Origin of the sequence: Ilumatobacter sp. (genome assembly GCF_046290335.1) — a bacterium.
Taxonomy (GTDB): Bacteria; Actinomycetota; Acidimicrobiia; order Acidimicrobiales; family Ilumatobacteraceae; genus Ilumatobacter_A.
In genome coordinates this window covers 138,456-156,738 of the sequence record NZ_JBKAGH010000005.1, presented here as the reverse complement: position 1 = coordinate 156,738, position 18,283 = coordinate 138,456, and the positions used below count along the sequence as shown (strand labels likewise).

The 18,283-nt window shown below is 67.8% G+C and carries 14 protein-coding genes and 1 tRNA gene; 9 read left to right on the top strand and 6 right to left on the bottom strand.

The features are described from left to right. The first annotated feature begins 14 nt into the window (after positions 1–14). Entirely contained in the window at positions 15–509 is a 495-nt protein-coding gene (locus ACE37B_RS18495; RefSeq protein WP_409924814.1) for a hypothetical protein, read from the top strand. A 53-nt stretch (positions 510–562) separates the two neighbouring features. Here ACE37B_RS18495 and ACE37B_RS18490 read toward each other — a convergent pair whose 3' ends face one another. Further along, on the bottom strand, positions 563–1,873 hold the full coding sequence (locus ACE37B_RS18490) for an MFS transporter (protein WP_409924813.1): 1,311 nt from the start codon (positions 1,871–1,873) through the stop codon (positions 563–565). Positions 1,874–2,019: 146 nt separating this feature from the next. On the opposite strand from ACE37B_RS18490, the gene secG reads away from it, so the two are divergent. The 3 genes from secG to ACE37B_RS18475 all read left to right on the top strand — a co-directional run bounded on the left by secG (position 2,020) and on the right by ACE37B_RS18475 (position 5,467). Then, a complete protein-coding gene (gene secG, locus ACE37B_RS18485) occupies positions 2,020–2,268 on the top strand; it encodes a preprotein translocase subunit SecG (protein WP_409924812.1) in 249 nt (82 codons plus the stop codon). Between the two features lie 75 nt (positions 2,269–2,343). Next, positions 2,344–2,433, top strand: a tRNA-Leu gene (locus tag ACE37B_RS18480). A gap of 442 nt (positions 2,434–2,875) precedes the next feature. Further along, positions 2,876–5,467, top strand: a complete 2,592-nt coding sequence (locus ACE37B_RS18475) for an EAL domain-containing protein (protein ID WP_409924811.1) — start codon at positions 2,876–2,878, stop codon at positions 5,465–5,467. A 299-nt stretch (positions 5,468–5,766) separates the two neighbouring features. Here the strand turns inward: ACE37B_RS18475 and ACE37B_RS18470 are convergent, their stop codons facing one another. From ACE37B_RS18470 to ACE37B_RS18460, 3 genes are read right to left on the bottom strand one after another with little or no spacing between them, the layout of a single operon-like run. Next, the gene (locus ACE37B_RS18470) at positions 5,767–8,520 is read right to left on the bottom strand and encodes an FtsX-like permease family protein (RefSeq protein ID WP_409924810.1); all 2,754 of its coding nucleotides are present in this window, start codon (positions 8,518–8,520) and stop codon (positions 5,767–5,769) included. Further along, a complete protein-coding gene (locus ACE37B_RS18465; RefSeq protein ID WP_409924809.1) occupies positions 8,517–9,308 on the bottom strand; it encodes an ABC transporter ATP-binding protein in 792 nt (263 codons plus the stop codon). The genes ACE37B_RS18470 and ACE37B_RS18465 overlap by 4 nt, the downstream gene beginning before the upstream one ends. A 1-nt stretch (position 9,309) precedes the next feature. Then, entirely contained in the window at positions 9,310–9,939 is a 630-nt protein-coding gene (locus ACE37B_RS18460; RefSeq protein WP_409924808.1) for a PadR family transcriptional regulator, read from the bottom strand. 110 nt (positions 9,940–10,049) lie between these two features. Between ACE37B_RS18460 and ACE37B_RS18455 the strand changes: the two genes are divergently transcribed. Beyond that, a complete protein-coding gene (locus tag ACE37B_RS18455) occupies positions 10,050–11,717 on the top strand; it encodes a hypothetical protein (protein WP_409924807.1) in 1,668 nt (555 codons plus the stop codon). A gap of 82 nt (positions 11,718–11,799) precedes the next feature. Then, a complete protein-coding gene (locus ACE37B_RS18450) occupies positions 11,800–12,381 on the top strand; it encodes a GNAT family N-acetyltransferase (protein ID WP_409924806.1) in 582 nt (193 codons plus the stop codon). On the opposite strand, the gene ACE37B_RS18445 is transcribed toward ACE37B_RS18450, so the two are convergent. Beyond that, on the bottom strand, positions 12,348–13,559 hold the full coding sequence (locus tag ACE37B_RS18445; RefSeq protein WP_409924805.1) for a hypothetical protein: 1,212 nt from the start codon (positions 13,557–13,559) through the stop codon (positions 12,348–12,350). The two genes, ACE37B_RS18450 and ACE37B_RS18445, sit on opposite strands and share 34 nt — an antisense overlap. Positions 13,560–13,691: 132 nt before the next feature. Here ACE37B_RS18445 and ACE37B_RS18440 point away from each other — a divergent pair, with 132 nt between their 5' ends. Further along, a complete protein-coding gene (locus tag ACE37B_RS18440) occupies positions 13,692–15,014 on the top strand; it encodes a peptidoglycan-binding domain-containing protein (protein ID WP_409924804.1) in 1,323 nt (440 codons plus the stop codon). Positions 15,015–15,036: 22 nt separating this feature from the next. Here ACE37B_RS18440 and ACE37B_RS18435 read toward each other — a convergent pair whose 3' ends face one another. Further along, positions 15,037–15,483 carry an SRPBCC family protein gene (locus tag ACE37B_RS18435; protein WP_409924803.1) on the bottom strand — a complete coding sequence of 149 codons (447 nt, stop codon included), beginning with the start codon at positions 15,481–15,483 and terminating at the stop codon, positions 15,037–15,039. Between the two features lie 106 nt (positions 15,484–15,589). Between ACE37B_RS18435 and ACE37B_RS18430 the strand changes: the two genes are divergently transcribed. After that, complete coding sequence (locus tag ACE37B_RS18430) at positions 15,590–17,302, top strand: ABC transporter substrate-binding protein (protein ID WP_409924802.1); 1,713 nt, start codon at positions 15,590–15,592, stop codon at positions 17,300–17,302. Positions 17,303–17,317: 15 nt separating this feature from the next. Then, the gene (locus tag ACE37B_RS18425; protein WP_409924801.1) at positions 17,318–18,283 is read left to right on the top strand and encodes an ABC transporter permease; all 966 of its coding nucleotides are present in this window, start codon (positions 17,318–17,320) and stop codon (positions 18,281–18,283) included.

Below are 18,283 nucleotides of genomic sequence, written 5' to 3'. Positions count from 1 at the left end.
ACACGGTGGATGGCGTGAACGCGACGCCGTCTCCCGACCCGGAGGTCTTGACGATCAGGGCGTCACGGCGTGGCGTGCTTGCGCCGACTGCTGGTGTCGTGGTGGCGTTGGCGGTGGGGTTGGGGCTGTTCGTCGTCGACGGCGTGTCGGCTGGCGCGATCGTCGTGAGCGTGCTGGCGGTCGGCGCACTGGCGGTGGTGCTGTTCGACATGCCGCTCGCGACGGAGTTCGACACGGACGGATTCGTGCGGGTCACGCCGCTGCGCCGAGCGCGACGCTCGTGGGACGACATCGACCGACTCGAACGCGGGCGCAGCGGATGGTACCGGCGTCGTGCTGCTGCGGGCGTCGGCCTGGTCGCGATCCGTGGAGGGTTCAGGTATCTCCTCGTCGACCGGACCGAACGCCCGAGTGAACACGAGCGATTGCTGGCGATTCTGCGAGCGGCAGACGCCGACTGGGTCGCCACCAACCTGGCGCCACCGCCGAACATGCCCCGGCCCCGTTGACGGCGTATCGGTTCGTCTCTGAGACAAACCGATACGCCTTGCTCCGGTGTCGGTCAGTTCTCGACGACCGAGGCGCGGGCGGCATCGATCTTGGCGGTGGTGAGGCGCGGTGCGGCGAAGGCGAACAGCAGCAGATGCAGTCCGGCGGCGATGAACCAGGGGAGTCGAAGTGCCAGGCCCCGGTCGACGAACTGGTTGGCGATCGTGACCGACAGTCCGCCGAGGATCGAGCCGATCGGCATCATTCCCCACGCGAAGAAGCGGTAGACGCTGTTGACCCGGCCGAGGAGATGATCGGGGATGATCGCCTGGCGCAGGCTGACGGTGATGACGTTCCACAGCGTGCCGAGCAGGGCCGACACGCCGAACATCAGCCAGACGACACCCCACCACGTGCTCACACCGATCACGGCGAGGGCCGTACCGCTGCCGAGCATCGTCAGCCACAGCGACGGTCCGGACCCGATGCGTCGGGAGATCGACGAGGCCGTCCAACCGCCGATCACCGCGCCGAGCGCTCCGCCGGTTTGCAGCAGCGCGAACTCGGTCGGGCTCGTGTCGAGCACTTCCTGGGCGAACAGCACGAGCACGGCGAAGGTGAGCATGCCCAGCGCATTGAGACAACCGAGAATGATCGCCATCGGTCGGAGGAGTTCGTGGTGCCACAGCCAACGGAAGCCGTCGGCCAGTTCGGTTCGCCACGGCTGACGCTCTGCGACGGCCGCAGGCGGCACCTTCGTGGTGGTGATCAACGCGATGAGCGCAGCGGAGACGGCGAACGTGGCCGCGTCGACGAAGAAGGGCATCGAGAACGACACGACGAGCAACGCCGCGCCGAGCGGTGGGCCCACGAAGGTGTTGGCGACCTGCTCGGCCGACCACAGCCGACCGTTGGCCTTCTCGAGGTCGTCGCGATGGACGATGGCCGGCATGAACGTCTGGCCGGCATTGTCGTAGAACACCTCCGCGATGCCGAGCAGCAGCGTGGCGAACAAGACGAGGAGGTACAGCACGATGTCGGTGTCGACCGAGGCGAGCGCGGCGTCGAGCATGTCGGGGCTCGGTAGATCGGAGCCACGAGCGAGAACGAACACGGCGACCGCGAGCGTGATGATGGTGCGAGCGACGTTGGCGCGGATCATCAGTGTGCGTCGGTCGACGCGGTCGGTGATGACGCCCGCAGGCAAGCTGAACACGAGCCACGGCACCCGCTGGACCACGAAGACGAGCGCGATCAACAGCGGCGAGCGGGTGACGGCGGAGGCCAACCAGGGGTAGGCGATGGCCCCGATGCCGTCACCGAGGTTGGAGATCCCGGCGCTGGCGAACAACTTGACGTAGTCCCGCCCGAGCCGCCCTGACACGGCGGCAGTCGGAGCGTCAGATCTGGATGGGCCGTGGGACATCGGCCGACATCATTCCAGGTGCGAAGTCCGAATCGACACCGGGTTGGTCCGCTGTCGAAATCGGGCGGGCGGCTCCGTTCGTCGCACAGCGGGCGATAACCTGGATGACCGTGCGTGACGTCCTGCTCTACATCACCCTGGTCTTGAACGTGGTCTCGATGATCGCGCTGATCGCGGGCATCCTCATGCACAGCGGTCGTGGCGGCGGTCTGTCGGACATGTTCGGTGGCGGCGGCGGAGCGGCCCTCGGGTCCACTGCGGCCGAGCGCAACCTGAATCGGATCACGTTCGTGCTTGCGCTGGTGTGGATCTTCACCCTCGTCGCCGTGAGCTTCTTCCTCGACGCGATCTGATCGCGGACGGACGCGGTGGTTGCGGCGTTCGTTTCGGATATCATCAACTGCCCGCACGTCGAGTGCGGTCCACTCGTCGAAGTGGCGGAATTGGCAGACGCGCTAGCTTGAGGTGCTAGTGCCCTATTAATGGGCGTGGGGGTTCAAGTCCCCCCTTCGACACCAACGAATGATTCAGTTGACCAGGGCTCCGGCCCTGGTCAACGGCTTTTTCGGCTCGTGTCGAAACGCCGAAATCGGCCACTTGCCCGCTGCTTGTCAGGACGGGCTTCGTCGGCGTCCAGCAAAGGGTCACCGTCACGGCGATGACCCGGCACGCGCACGACGGTTCTTCCGAGGCCACAACGAGTGAACTGACAGTCCCCGATCATGCGTGGATCACGAGGGCAGGTGCCAGCGCCTTCACGTTCGGCACTGCATGGTCGTGAACTCGCTAGCGGCCCGGTGATGTGGGCGGTATCTCGGCCCTGGAGTGGTTCGGGTGGCTTGGTTGGTGATCGGCTCGGAAGGCCACCGGAACCGTAGGGAGCGGCGAACGGCTTGCAGGTGGTGCCAACGGGTCGACCGTCATTCAAGCGACGGGCTCCTCTTTCCGATGACAGACTCAGTGACTGTTCGACCCGGCGCGCCTCGACCGCTCGACGCATCGTCACGGCGCGGGCAGGCTCGTTTCGACCGGGTCCAGTTCTGGGCTCGGGTTGGCGTCGTGTACCTGTTGACGTCGGGAGCGCTCGTCGTCGAGAGTGCCGGTCCTGCTCGGTTCAGCGTCGCTGTGTTCCTTGCGGTCGTGGTCGGGCCGGCCCACTTGGTGGTCCGGCGTGTCGTCGGCGTGCCGAATCCGACGGGGTGGCTGGATCTGTTGGCGGTTGCGAGCGGCGTCGTCGTGGCGATCATCGAACCGACGCTCTGGCCCGCTGCCCTGCTCTTCCAGATGTTGACGCTGGGCGGTGCGGTTGCGTTCCTCCGCCCGGTGTGGACGGCCTGGCTCGGCGGCGGCTCGGTCGCAACGATGGCGCTCCTCGGGTATCTCAGCGATGTTTCGGTTGCTCCGCAGATGACGGTGGTGGCGGTGATCTTCCTGCCGGTTCTGATCGGCGGCTCGAACCGCAAGCTCGCGAGTCAGCGGCGTGCTGGGATGCGCATCGACGCCGCCGTCGAGTCACTCCCGATGCTGGTGTGGGAAGGCGAGCGGACCTCGGGCCGGATTCGTGCGATCACCGGGCGCACCGAGGCGATCCTCGGCCGCTCCTTTCGAGACGTCGTCGAGCGCGGCATCGCTGCCGATGTCCACTTCGCCGACCGCGACGAGTACCTCTCGAGGTTCGGTGCGGCCGACCTCGCCCAGACCGACCACGTCTACCGCTACGAGCGCCCCGACGGGTCACTCGTCTGGCTGCGTGACCGGGTGGTACTGGCCGACGAGAGCGGTGGTGGTGACGTCGTTCGCGGCGTCACCGTCGACGTCACCAGCCAACTCGCGAATGAGGTCGGTCTTCGCCGCCAAGAGCAGATCGTCGAGCGAATGGCGGCGGTGACCGTCGTCGTCGAACGGCGCGGCGACGAACTGATCGTCGCCCAGGTCACCGACCCGATCGACTGGGGGCTCACGGTCGCCGAAGTCGGGCTGCCTTTCGCTGCCGTCCTCCCCGAACTCGCGGACCGAGCCGAACTCGGGGAACTCCTCCAAGCGGGAGGCGGTGACGACGTCGCGACGCTCGGCCCGTGGCCGGTGTGCGACACCGCCGGAACGGAACGAACCGTCGAGGTCGAGGTGTTCGACCTGCCCGGCGACGCGACCGCGGTACTCGTCACCGACGTGACCGAACGTGAGCAGGTGCTGTCACTGATCCGGCACCGAGCAACGCACGACGACCTCACCGGGCTCGCCAACCGCACCACGCTGATGGAGGCAGCGAACAAGGCGATCGCGACCGGCACTCACGTCGTCCTGCTGTTGATCGATCTCAACGAGTTCAAGGCGCTCAACGACACGCTCGGCCACCTCAGCGGCGATGCCTATCTCAAGCAGCTCGCCGAGCGCCTCGCCGAGGTCGGGGCGAACACCGCACTCGTCGCCCGGCTCGGTGGCGACGAGTTCGCCATGCTCCTCGTCGACCCGCCCGACGCTCGGATCTCCCACATGATCGACCAGGTCGCCGCCGCTTGTCGCACCCCGGTCAACCTCCACGGCGCAGCGATCGCCGGGAGCGCCAGCGTCGGTGTCGCCCGCGCGCCGGATCACGCCGCCGACGCCGAGACGCTGCTTCGCTGTGCGGACCTCGCGATGTACGACGCGAAGCGCAAACACGGCGGAGTTCGGTTCTACCACCGCTCGCTCGACCGCAGCGCCGAACAGCTCCACCTGCTCGGCCAGATCGGCGATGCGTTCGACGCTGGCCAGTTCGTGATGTGGTTCCAACCGAAGTACCGGTTCGGCGACGGGGCACTGGTCGGCTTCGAGGCGCTCGTGCGCTGGGACCACCCCGAGCGAGGCATGCTCGCGCCGGCCGACTTCCTCGACATGGTCACCGTGGCCGGCTGCGCCGACGAGCTCGCCGACACCGCCATCCGTGGTGCGGCCGCCGCCCTCGCGCAACTGCCAGAACACCTGACCGTCGCCGTCAACCTGACCGTCACCGACCTTCGCAACCCGGACCTACCGGCGCGGTGCGAGACGATCCTGTCGGCCGCCGGCGTCCAGATGTCGCGCCTCGTCGTCGAGATCACCGAGTCGCAGGTACTCGACGCCAGCAGCGTCGCACGCGACGTCATCTCCGAGCTCGCGGCATCGGGCGCCGTGCTCGCCGTCGACGACTTCGGCACCGGGTTCTCATCGCTCAGCCACCTGCGCACCCTTCCGCTCGGCGAACTGAAGATCGATCGACGATTCGTGTCGGAGATGCTCGACAACCCCCAGGACCTGGTGATCGTGCGAACGATGATCGAACTCGGGCACCACCTCGGGCTCACCGTGACCGCCGAAGGGATCGAAGACCAGCCGACCGCCGACCGCCTACGTGCACTCGGATGTGACGCCGCTCAGGGCTACCTGTTCGGACGGCCCGGCCCGCTCGACCTCGGCGACGCGACGCCGAGGTCTCGTGACTCAGCCCGCGCCGGTGTCGACGTCGAACTCGCGGAACGGAACGACGAGTCCGAGGGCGGGCCGGTCGACATCATCCAACGGCACTCGACGTGACCTCCCACTAACGGAGTTGAAGTCTTCGACACACCGAACGTTGCGGTGGAGCCGGACTCCGGCTGTGGTCAACGCCCTGTTCGGCCGTCGTGAGGTGACGGGTTCGAAGACGACGTGAGCGATCAGGCCAGCCGTTCGGCCCGAGATCGCGACGCTCACCGCGTCGCAGCCGCGTCGCGCCGTCCCCCGATCGGGCGAGCGGTCGATGTGCTCTCTGACTCGAACCGGAGCATCGAGCATCTCGCCGGAGGCCCCGGTCGGGCCAATGCAGCGCTCGCCCGAACCAGAGGTGGTCAGGATCAGTCGGTGAAGTCGCGTAGCGCCTTCGGCGGATGGAGCTGTTGGACGATGGCGGATCCGATCAACGCAACCGCCCCGACCAACAGCGGAACGATCACCACGATCGCCACGATCGACAGCCACGGCACCGATGCCGTTCCCTCGCTCACCCGTGTCACGACCCACACCGGGAGCAGGCCGGTGGGGACGGCAAGCACGCCGCCGGTCGCAGCGAGCACTGTGGCGGTGGTGGCCGATCGGCGTCGCAACGTGGACGGTGATGCTCCGATGGCGATCAGCGTGTTGCGTTCGTCGCGGCTCTCGACCGCGGCGAGCGACAGCCCGATGGCGACGACGAGCAGGACCAGCAGCAACGTCGCGCCCACGATCGCTCCCTGCACGAGCGTCGCGGACGGAGTCCAGGTCACGTACTGGTAGTTGATCCAGAAGCGCCCGCGGGTCTGCTCGCTCGGGAACGCAGCGGCTTCATCGCCGACGATCCACACATCACTGAGAACGGTGTCGCCGAAACGGATCTGGTCGAGCGCCCGCCGTTGAGAACTGGTGAGGTCGTCGCCGGCGGTGAATCGGATCCCGGTGGGGATCACGCCGATGCCGAGGTCGGCGGCGTACTCCTCGGTCATCAGGTAGCTGTTGACGCCGTTGCGGCTGGTGTAGGGGTTCTGCAATCCGACCGCGTCGAACTGGAAGTCGCCGTCGCCGGCGACCAGGCGGGTCCGAAAGACCGGTGATTCGATCGGCGACCGGATCGGCGCGCCAGGATCGTCACTCACGAAGGTGGCCCACACGGCCATCGCGCCGACCTCGTCCAGCGCGGCCCGATCGGATGCCGACAATCCCATCCCGTCGATCAGGTCGTCGTCGGCGACGACGATCTCACTCGGCGTGATCAGGTTGGACCCGAGCGCGGGGTCGGCGTTCGGGGCCGATTGTTCGGCGTAGACGGCTTCGAGTCGTGCATCGGTGGGCGGAGCGAGATCGAGTCCGTACACCATCGATTCGGTACTGGGCCCGATCACGTCTCGCACGTCGTTCAGTACCGCAGCGTCGACCATCGACACGTCGGAGTTGTTGTTCGTGGTCACGACCACGACATCGCGAGGGAGATCGGTCGGGCTTTCGCTGGTCGACTCGAGGTTCGAGGCGACCGACGCTCCGGCCACCGCGAATGCCCCGGCGACACCGATGGCGGTGACGACGGCAGCGGAGCGCCAGCGGGTGCGGTACAGCGACCTTCCGGAAAGACGCCATGATGCGCCGAGCTTGGACGCGGCGGCGGTGGCCCCGGTGATCGCCAGGGGTGAGGCGAGGCACATCCCTGCGAGTACGCCGACCCCGCCGAGAACGGCGACCGCGGCGAACAGGTCGGTCTCGCCGCCGCCGACGGAACCCTGGGCAGCGGCGGCGGCGACAGCGAGGAGGAACAGACCGCTCACGAAGCAGATCACGCCGGCGGTGACGGTGCGGGACTGCACCGGTCGGATCGGGCGTCGACCTGCGAGCGCGGACAGTACCGACGTGTTCGCCAAGCTGCGCGCAGGCAGCAACGCAGCGATCGTCGCAGCGGCGACGCCGGTGACGAACAGCACCGCGATGTCGACCGGGGCAACGGTGGAGCCGTTCCAGCTGCGGTTCGCGATGCGTTCGAGCACTGGAGTGCCCCACATGAACATCGAGAGTGCGAGCACGATGCCTCCCGCAGCACCGACCGCTCCGGACCATGTTCCTTGTAGCGACAGTGTCCGACGGATGAGGCGGGGCGACGCTCCGTTGGCCGCGAGTTGCCCGACGGTCGCGAGTTGTCGACGGGCGCTCGTTGCGAACGCGGCGGCGATGATCACACCCAGCGCGGCCAGCGACAAGACCCCGGCCACCCATCCCCACGCCAGTCTCGCGGCTTGTGCATCTCCGGTCGTGTACGACCCTTCCGCGTACCAGTAGCCATCTGGAGTGCGAGCGCTCAGGACCTGTAGCTGGTCGGGGGCAAAGGCGCCCGACCGTGCGATCGAGTCGAGGGCGGCGCTGGCGGAGCTGCCGGGCGGCAGGTCGACGAGCGTGAGCAGTTGCCATGCGCGCAGCTGGTTGCGCTCGAGGTCACCGAACAGCATCAGTGGGCGACGGTGGTCATCGCTGGTTCGACCCAGGCCGACCACCGTCAACGCGTCGTCGGGTCGGGCGAGTTCGAGTCGGTCGCCGACGTCGACGCCGAACCGATCAGCCAGCTCGGGATGCAGGAGCACCTCGTCGGTGCCGTTCGTGGGCAGACGTCCTTCGGCGACGTCGATGAGGCCCTCGACGATCGCGGAGGCGCTGTCCAGATGCGTCGCGGTGACGTCGACGTGGCTGCCGTCGGTGGTCGTGACGGACGTGTAGACGCTCAGCACATCGGTGGAGGCGGTGCCGGTGGGAAGGGTGCCCGCCGGCAGATCGGCGACGGTCAGGGGCTCCTGGGACTCGCCTGCGTCGTCGATGCTCGAGTACTGGATGATCGAGAAATCGGAGGCTCCGTTCGATCGTGCGTAGGCGGCGCGGTCGGTGTCGGAGCGGGTGATGATCGAACCGACGGCCATCGCGCAGATCGGGATCGCCACGAGCAAGGCGACCAGCAGCGTGCGGCCCGGCCGCCGACGCACCTCTCGGCGTGCGAGGCGAGCAGCCAGACGCCACGAGGCCGTCGGCGCCCAGCTGTGGCCGAGAGACGGCGACGGCGCCCGCTCCGACTCGGTGGTCGGGCGGTCGTCGACGATGGTCACTGCAGCGCTCCGATGGTGTTGGTGCTCGTCGCGCCGATCGAGCGGTCGACGTCGGTGATGTCGCCCGAGTCGTCGACGATGCGACCATCGCGGAGGAACACGGTGCGGTCGGCCCATGATGCGAGACGCGGTTCGTGGGTGACCATGATCACGGTGGTGCCCTGGTCGCGGCACAGGCCAGCGAGCAGGGCGACGATCTCGTCGCTCGAGATCGTGTCGAGCGCGCCGGTCGGTTCGTCAGCGAGGAGGAGGCGTCGTTCGCCGATCACCGCTCGTGCGATCGCGATCCGCTGACGCTGACCTCCCGAGAAGTCGTCGGGATACCGGTCGATCTGATGGCTGAGATCCACGCGCCGCAGCATGTCCGCTGCGCGGATTCGAGCCTGCTTGGTGGGCACGCCGTCGAGTTCGAGGGGGAGCATCACGTTCTCGATCGCCGTCAGTGCCGGGATCAAGTTGAGCTGCTGGAACACGTAGCCGACGTGGCGACGGCGCAGTTCGGCCTGCCGGAGGGGCGACATGGTCGACACGTCGAACCCATCGACCAGCACTCGCCCGGCGTTGGGTGCTTCGAGTGCGCCGGCGAGATGCAACAGCGTCGACTTGCCGCAGCCCGACGGTCCCATCACGGCACAGAACTGGCCGGCAGGGAACGTGAGGTTCACGTCGGTGACCGCTCTGACCTCGGTCGGCCCCGAGCCGTAGCTCTTGACGACATCACGGAACTCCAACATCGGTGTGGCGGTCGGCGCGGGGAAGGGTTGGGTGGCGGTGTCGATGGCGGCCATGTCACGTTGCTGCTTTCTGGCCGGAGGTGGCCGTGGTGTCGTTCGAGTGATGCTTCGATCTGCTGGTGCCGGTGCCGGTGCTCGTGTGCGTCGAGCGCCTTTTCGCTGCGAGGAGTCGCGCTTCGCACAGGTCGAGCCAACGAAGGTCGGCTTCCGCTCGCACGATGAGCGCGTCGGCCACGAGCGCGGCGGCGAGCCCTTCACCGGCATCGGATCCGTCACCGTTGGACGAGCCACTGCCCGAGGCGGCGCGGCGTCGACGTTGGAGCAGCGACGTGAGTGCGGTGCGATGCTTGGTGATCACGTCGAGACCGTGCTCTGCGCTGTGCTCGATCGCCATCAGCATCTTGAGCATCAACTCGTCGCGAGGGGGAGGATCCTCAGTGGGAACGGCATCCCACCAGGCGCCGAGTTCTTCGACGCCGGCGAGGGTGATCGAGTACAGCTTCTGCTCGTCACGCTCGTCGAGGGTCACCAGCCCGTCCCGGTTGAGGCGCTCGAGCGTGGTGTACACCTGGCCGACATTGATCGTCCACACCCCGCCGGTCGCCGCCTCGAACTCGGTCTTCAGCTGATATCCGTAGCGCGGTCCGTCCCGCAGGAGTACCAACAGTCCTTCGCGAACAGCCATAGTTACTGAGTATGCATACTCAGTATGCGTTTGTCAACGCCGTCGTCGAATGCGACGACGGCGCTCGCGCTGTTGGTCGGCTGTTACCGACCCCTGCGTACGTTCGACGCATGTTGCACAGCAGGCTTGCCATCCACTCGTCACGTCATCGGTCGCCGACCCAGATCGCCGCCGGCCTTCTCGCGGTCGTGGCACTCGCACTGGGGGCCCTCGTCGTGCCGGACGTTGCGTCGCCGGTGTACGCCGACGGCGACCGTTCGAGCGGGGTGAGCTCGCGGACCGGCATCCAGTACTGGGGCAACTTCAACTGCGTCGGGCAGCGGCCGATCTTCAGCTGGATCGAGCCAGCCGCCGAAGCCGAGATCCAGATCGCCCACATCGAGCCCGGCAGCGACGAGTCGGCCGTCAGCCGCATCGCCCAGCCGTTCGACCCGCGGTTCGGGCCGGCCCCGGGTCCGCAGGTCACCGGTTTCGCAGGGCAGAACCGTACCTACCCCGACGGAACGGTGTTCATCCTGCGTGATCGCCGACCGGGTCAGGCGACGTACCAGGAAGTGCTCCGCTTCGGACCGAGCGACTGCCAGGACTACGACGGCGGGGGAGTGCGCGGTGCGTACCGCTCCATCGATCCGACGCGTGCACTCGACACTCGTCCGTCCGAGCGAACCAATCACACTGGGGCACGTCCGGCCGCCGGTCAGTCGGTGGTGATCACGCCGGCGATGCAGCCCGATCGCCCCGACGGCGTGATCGCCGTGGCGGTCACGGTCACCATGGCCGGAGCCGCCGGTCGCGGGTTCGCGCAGGTGTATCCGACGGGAGCGGTCACACCGGGTGCGACGGCGAACGTCAACGTGAGCGGGCCGGGCGGCGCCGTGGGCAACTTCGCCGTGTCGACGGTCGGCGACGACGGCTCGATCTCGGTGTTCACGTCGGTCGCCACGCATCTCATCGTCGACGTGGTCGGCTACTTCGTCGACACGTCGTCGCCGTCCGCCTCCGACGCCGGGCTGTTCGAGAGCCGGGCACCGATCCGGATGCTCGACACCCGTCCGTCCGAACGGGTGAACTTCAGCGGATCGAAGCCCGGTGCGCGCTCGACCACGACGCTCGACCTACGAGCCCTCGACTCGGGGCTTCCCGATGATGCGACCGCAGCGGTGGTGAACGTCTCGGCCCTCGACGCGAACGCTCAAGGCTTCATCCAGGCAGCGGCCGGCGGGACGCTGGTCGCCGGCGAGTCGGCGGTCGTCAACCTCGGGCCGGGACAGGCGAGCGGCGGACTCACCATCGTGCCGGTGTCGCCGGAGGGCACGATCGATCTCTACACGTCGGCGGGCGCCAACCTCATCGTCGACCTCAGCGGATGGTTCGTGCCAGGCACCGGGACCTCTGGCGCCTACGTGCCGCTGCAACCCGAGCGCGTCACCGACACACGCGGCGCAGCGGCCACGACCAACGTCTACTGGAACGGCTACTTCCGGGGCAACCGGTACAACAGCGCGATTCCGATCCACGCCGTCGTCGAGCGAGCGTCCGCGGTGCTGATCAACGCCACGGTGATCTCGCCCGACTCACGCGGCTTCGTCCAGATCACCGACAGCAGTCCGGACCTGAGTACGTCGAACGTCAACTTCTCCGCACCGGGGTCCGTCACCGCGAACGCCGGCGTGATTCCGGTCGATCGCTCGAACCACCTGTTCCTCGGATGGCCGTTCGGCACGCCGTTGCGCGAGGTGAGAGCGACGATCGACATCTCGGGCTACTTCACCACGTGAACCTGCGGGCGCGTCGCCCAGCGCAGGCAGCGCGGCGGAAACCCCGCAGCACGCCGGGCGATGACCGTGCCAGGATGCGGGCATGCCGACGCTCGAGCTGCGCACCGAACGACTGCGGCTCCGGCGTTGGACCGACGCCGACCGTGACCCGTTCGCCGCGCTGAACGCCGATCCCGACGTGATGGAGTTCTTCCCGGCACCGCTGTCGCGCACCGAGAGCGACGCGTTCGTCGACCGCATCGAGGCGCACTTCGACGAGCACGACTTCGGGCTCTGGGCGGTCGAGTCGGCTGCGACCGGCGACTTCACCGGCTACGTGGGCCTGTGGCCGGCGACGTTCGAAGCGCACTTCACGCCGGCGGTCGAAGTGGGCTGGCGGCTCGCTCGGCGATGGTGGGGATCAGGGATCGCCACCGAAGCCGCGCGAGCCGCCATGGCCGACGGATTCGAGCGTCTCGGCCTCGACGAGATCGTGTCGATGACCGCCCGCGTCAACGTCCGATCGCGCCGAGTCATGGAGAAGCTCGGCATGACCAGCGACGCGGCCGACGACTTCGAGCACCCGAGGGTCGCGGTCGGCCACGTGCTGCGGCCACACGTGCTGTATCGGCGCTCAGCCGAGGAGCACGGTCAGGAGACCTGGAAGGTGTCGACGATCAACTGACGAATGCCGGGCTCGTTCGTCGGATGGATCAACATCACCATCGCGTAGAGCGATTCGTCGGCGGTCGTGCCACCGAGGAGTCGAACGTCGAGTCCTTCGGTACCGCAGTCGTAGGTGCGCTCCTGGCCGATGTAGAGCCCGTCGTCGTAGTCGACCTGGTCGAGGAGCTGGCACCCGATCTCCAGGAGGTCGGCCTCGAACTCGAGGACGCGGCCCACGAAGCCGCCGTCGCGGAAGCCGCCTTCGCCACGCAGCACCAAGACACCGGGTGTCGCCAACCCGTAGAACGTGTCGATGTTCGATGACGCGACGAGCTGATCTCGGCCGCTCTCGAGCGACTCCTCGGTCTGCACCCAGTCAGCGGGCACCGACAACGTGATCGTCGACGCGTCGTTGGCGATCGCCGTGCCCGGCACCGCCTCGGCGGCGACGGTGGTCGGCGGCACCTCGAGCACCTCATCGGCAGCGATCGCGGCGGCCTCGGCGGCACCTCGGGCCTGAGTGTCGAGGACCTCCGTGTCGGCGCCACAGGCATCCAGGAGGAACGAGCGCAACGAGGCGACCGTCTCCGTGAGCTGTTCGATCGCTTCCCCGAACGCCTGCAGGTCGGACAATTCGGCGGTCCGTTGGCGGTCCCAGCCGATCTCCTGGAACCCCGGCACGATGACGGCCAGCGCGTCGCGCGCGGCGATCGGCTGGGTCGCGAACTCGTCCGAAGGAGCGGCGTCGATCGCGAGCGGCGCGAGCGCACCCAGGGCGAGGAACAGTTGTTCGGCGGAGCGACTCTGTTGCACGTCGAGGAAGTCGAGGCCGCGGGCGGCGATGTAGAACGAACGACTCGGCTCACAGAACGCCGCCAGTTCGACGGGCAGTTCGAGTGGGCCGGTGTCGGACTGGACGGTCACCAGCTCGCCCGACGCCCAGTCGGGCAACGCAGGACCCGGTGGTTCGGTCACCGGTGGGTCGGTGGCTGGCGGTTCGGTCACCGGTGGGTCCGTCACCGGTGGGTCGGTGGCTGGCGGTTCGGTCACCGGTGGGTCGGTGGCTGGCGGGTCGGCGGGCTGCGTGGTGGCAACGGCGTCGTCGGTGGTGAGCGACGCATCGTCGCCGCCACCGCACGCTGCGAGCGTGACGACGCTGACGAGCAGTCCAGCAATGAGGTGCCTGTGTTTGTTCACTCGTGCAACTTCTCAACGGGCCGTGAACCACACGCGAACCAGCTGCCGATGCGGCGGTGCGATCCCGCGACGAACCGGGACGGCCTGGCAGAATTTCGGCGACGTCACGTGATCGGACGCACGGGAGCATTCATGCATCATCGATTCCTGCTGGCCACGGCTGCGGCCTTGCTCGTCGCGGGGTGTGGCGGGTCCGCCGGGAGCTCCGGCACCCCGCCGACCTCCTCCGGACCGCCGCCGAGCGACTCGGTCGTCTTCGATGCGTCGAACACGATTCGATTCACGGGGCTCGACGTGCAGCCGCTGCCCGCCTCCGATCCGAGGCCGGGTTTTCTGCTCGAGGGCATCGCGACCAACCACGCGCCCGAGTCGGTCGTCGCCCTCGGCGTCACCGTGGAGATCAGCGGTGGCGCATCGGTCCTCGACCGCATCGATCTCGACGTCGACTTCACGTACGCGCCGGGCCACAGCGGTTCGGTCGCGGCCTACGCGCCCGGCGATCGAGGTTTCCTCGAGGTGTCGGCCACGCAACGCGATGCGTTCTACGCAGCCGACGTCCGCCAGCTCGGCGCGACGATCAGCGTGCGCTCGATCGAGTTCGCCGACGGGTCGGCGTCGGTCACTGCGCCAGCCGGGACGGCGGTGGCGATCGTCCCGCCGATCGCCACCGACCGGGTGTGCGTGACCGCGATCGACGATGCGGTCGAGCAGGCAGCCGCGATCGTCGGCGTAGCGGACCCGAACGGCGAACGCCGAGCTGAGATCGTCGACCGGGTCGACGTGTGTCGTCCCGTCTTCGACTGGATCGAGCGGTACACCGCGTACGCGGGTGACGCGTTCACCGATCAGCACTTGGTTCCGCTGCTCGACTGCGCGTCGCAGGCGTCTCTCGGTGGGGCAGGGGAGTGCGCGGTGTTCCTCGATCGCATCTCGCAGCAGTCGTTCTCCGAGTTCATCGACGACATCATGGCGCGTGGCGCATCGGCGATCCCGCTGCCGCTGAAAGGCTCGACCGCGCCCACGATCACCACCACGACGACGTTGCCGCCGGCCACCACCACCACCACGACCACGACCACGACCACCACGACCACCACGACGACCACGACGACCACGACGACGACCACCACGGCCACCACGGCGACGCTGCCGCCACCACCACCAACTCCTGCTCCGACGGCACCGCCACCCGCGCCGACGCCGCCGCCGACGCTCAGCCCGTGTCCGAACGGCTACATCGTCAACGAGAGCCCGCCGTTCCGTCTCTGCCAACGCGGCGAGACGATCCGATCGATCCAGCAGGTGCTCCGCTCGCTCGGCTATGCCGTGACGGTCGACGGCGAGTTCGGGCCGGGCACCGAGGCGGCGGTCATCCGACTCGAACGCGACAACGGCTGGCCGGTCACCGGTCAGGTGCCGTGGGAGACGATGACCGCGCTGTTCCCCGACTTCTGAGCCTGGCGGGATTGGAGCCGAGTCAGGCGTCGGGATTGAGAAAGACGCGTAGGCCAGCCTCGGCGACGGCCGCGACCTTCGGGAACGTGGCTTCGAGGATCTCGTCGGTCACGCCCGACGGCGTCGCGCCGAGGTGGAGTTCGGCCTGATAGGTGACCGAGCAGCCCGATTCGTCGCCTGCGGTGACATCGATCGTGTCGTGTGCTCGAAACGTCGGATGTGAGCCCTCCATCACGAAGTGGCTCGGGCGTTGCACCTCGAGCAACTCGTAGACGACCTGGGTGAGCGCTCCGTCGAAGCCGGTCACCGTGACCTCGTAGCGCGCACCGACCTCGCCGGGCTCGCCGTCGACGTGGCGAGCGTTGCTGATGCCCCGGTCCCACTCGCCGACCCTGGTCAGGTCGATCAACCGCGTGAACGCGTCGTCCGCGTCGAGGCTGGAGTCGATCGTGAACGCCTGAGTAGCCATCGAACAAGCCTCGCATACGGCTGGCGTCATGAACGCAGTGTTACGGCCGTGAGATTTTCGACGCACCAGTTGCGAGCTGGACGCATCTGAAATTAGGTTTCGCCAGATGCGCACAAGTTCTCGCCGCCTCGTCGGTGTTCTGATCGCCTCGACCCTCGTTGCAGCCGCCTGCGGCAGCGACGACGATGCCGCCGACGAACCGGCCGGTGACGACGAACCCGCCGCCACACAACCGGCCGACGACGCCGACACGGCGACGACCGAGCCGAGCGGCGATGCCGCCGAGGAGCCGTCGGGTGCAGCGGTCGAGCAGATCGTCATCGCGATCGGCGGTGACGAGTCGAGCCTGAACCCCTACACCTACGTCACCGGCTATCCGGGTTTCAACCTGCTCGGGTTGCTCCACGACAGCCTCGTGCAGCTCGACGAGACGAACTCGCCGCAGCCTCTGCTCGCAACCGACTGGACGGTGAGCGACGACGGCCTCGTCTGGACGATGAACCTCCGCGACGACGTGACCTGGCACGACGGCGAAGCCTTCGACGCCGACGACGTCGTCTTCACCTTCGACTACGTGGTCGACAACACCCATCCCCGCTGGACCCCTGGCGTCGCTGCCGTCGAAAGCGTCGAGGCCACCTCGCCGACATCGGTCGACATCACCCTGACCGAAGCGAGCCCCGACTTCGCCGTGCGCCCGCTCGCCGACATGCCGATGCTCGCGGAGCACGTCTGGTCAGCCGAGGCCGACCCACAGAACTCGGGCACCGACGTCAACATCGGCACCGGCCCGTACCGCCTCGAGTCCTACGAAGTCGACCGTTCCTACACGCTGACCGCGAATACCGACTACGCCATGGGCGCACCGGTCGCCGACACCGTCGTTCTCGCCGTCATCCCCGAACCGGCCACGGCGTTCGCCGCCTTGCGCGCCGGTGAGGTCGACATGGTGTCGAGCATCGTCGAGCCGCAGCTCGTCGCCGAGTTCGAGGCCGATTCGAACCTCGCCGTCTCCGCCGGCCCGGGCTTCGCCGCCACGATGCTCAACCTCAACAACGAACGCCCGCCGTTCGACGATCCGGCCGTGCGCAACGCCATCGGGCTGGCGATCGATCCGCAGGAACTCATCGATGCCGTGCTGTTGGGGTCGGGCACCGCACCGAACCCCGCTTTCCTGCACCCCGATGGGCCGGTCACCGTTGCAACCGCCACCCACGAGTTCGACCCCGATGCCGCGGCCGCAGCGCTCGATGCTCTGGGCGCCACGCTCGGCGACGACGGGACGCGGGTGCTCGACGGCGAGCCGATGCAGTTCGAGTTGATCGTCTATGCCGACAACCCGTCGCGGATCCGTTCCGCCGAGATCATCAGCGAGCAGCTTGCCGCGGTCGGGATCGACGCGCAGGTCGCTCCGCTCGAAGCCGAGACGGTCGACGAGCAGGTGTGGCCCGGCTTCGACGTCAACAACGGTCGTGACTACGACATGGCGATGTGGGGCTGGAGCGCACCGATCCAGCTCGACGCCGGACGATTCGGTTCGCTGCTGCATTCCGATCCGGCGATCGGCACACTCAACGTGACCGGCCTCGCCGATCCGGCGATCGACGCTCTCATCGCCCAGGTCAACGAGGCGGCAACGGTCGAGGAGCGGGCCGAACCCCTCGGTGAGCTCGAGGGGCTCGTCGCAGAGGCCCGCCCGTTCGTCATGCTGTACTACCAAGACGGTGTGTACGCCTACCGCTCCAGCACGTTCGACGGCTGGGTCTACCAGAACGGTCAGGGACCCCTCGGCAAGCTGTCGCTCGTCAGCGCTGTCTGATCGCTGCACGAGTCCTTGCGAGCGGCGATCGGTCGAATCGGGCTCACGCTCGGGGTACTGCTCGTCGCCGTCGCGCTCAACTTCGTCATCCCTCGCCTCATGCCGGGGTCGCCGATTCGGGCGATCGCCGGCGGAGGCGACGTGGGGGAGTTGACGTCTCGGCAACGTGACGAACTCCTCGAGCGATATGGCCTCGACGATTCGCTGTGGACGCAATTCCGTGACTATCTGACCGGGCTGCTGCGCGGCGACCTCGGCACATCGCTCGGCGACGGCCGCCCGGTGACCACGCACATCGCAGAACGCATCGGCTGGACGCTGCTGCTCGTCGGGACCGCACTCGTGGTGACGACCGTCCTCGGGGTGGTGTTGGCGACGGTGCTCACCACCCGCTCCGGGAGCAAGGCCGACACCGGCGGCCTGTCGACCAGCCTCGCGCTCGATTCGCTGCCACCGTTCTGGGTCGGCATGTTGCTGATCCTGGTCTTCGGCGTCAACCTCGGCTGGCTGCCGACGTTCGGCGCGACCTCGCTCATCGACGGGGGAGGAGTACTCGATGTCGCGAAACATCTCGTCCTGCCCGCGTCGACACTCATCATCACCGGCTTCGGGCAGACGTATCTCGTCACGCGATCGTCGTTGATCTCGGTGATGGGATCGACGCACCTCGCGCACGCTCGCGTGCGGGGGATCCCCGAACGTCGGCTGCGCTACGGCCACACCCTGCGCGCAGCTGCGTTGCCGATCCACACGCTGGTGATGCTCGAGATCGGCTGGTTGATCAGCGGCGCCGTGGTGGTCGAAACCGTGTTTGCGTACCCGGGCCTCGGCCGGCTGGTGTTCGAAGCGGTGTCGGCTCGTGACTACCCATTGCTGCAGGGTTCGTTCCTGCTGCTCACCGTGACCGTCATCGTCGCCAACCTGATCGCCGACCTCACGTATCCCCTGATCGATCCCCGCACCCGATCGGCGGCGTCGTGA

Bases quoted from the DNA above. Each gene is read 5' to 3' on its own strand.
- ACE37B_RS18440 (WP_409924804.1), top strand. From the start codon at position 13,692: ATGCATCATCGATTCCTGCTGGCCACGGCTGCGGCCTTGCTCGTCGCG.
- ACE37B_RS18460 (WP_409924808.1), bottom strand. From the start codon at position 9,939: ATGGCTGTTCGCGAAGGACTGTTGGTACTCCTGCGGGACGGACCGCGC.
- ACE37B_RS18435 (WP_409924803.1), bottom strand. From the start codon at position 15,483: ATGGCTACTCAGGCGTTCACGATCGACTCCAGCCTCGACGCGGACGAC.
- ACE37B_RS18450 (WP_409924806.1), top strand. From the start codon at position 11,800: ATGCCGACGCTCGAGCTGCGCACCGAACGACTGCGGCTCCGGCGTTGG.
- secG (WP_409924812.1), top strand. From the start codon at position 2,020: ATGACCGTGCGTGACGTCCTGCTCTACATCACCCTGGTCTTGAACGTG.
- ACE37B_RS18430 (WP_409924802.1), top strand. From the start codon at position 15,590: ATGCGCACAAGTTCTCGCCGCCTCGTCGGTGTTCTGATCGCCTCGACC.
- ACE37B_RS18455 (WP_409924807.1), top strand. From the start codon at position 10,050: ATGTTGCACAGCAGGCTTGCCATCCACTCGTCACGTCATCGGTCGCCG.
- ACE37B_RS18465 (WP_409924809.1), bottom strand. From the start codon at position 9,308: ATGGCCGCCATCGACACCGCCACCCAACCCTTCCCCGCGCCGACCGCC.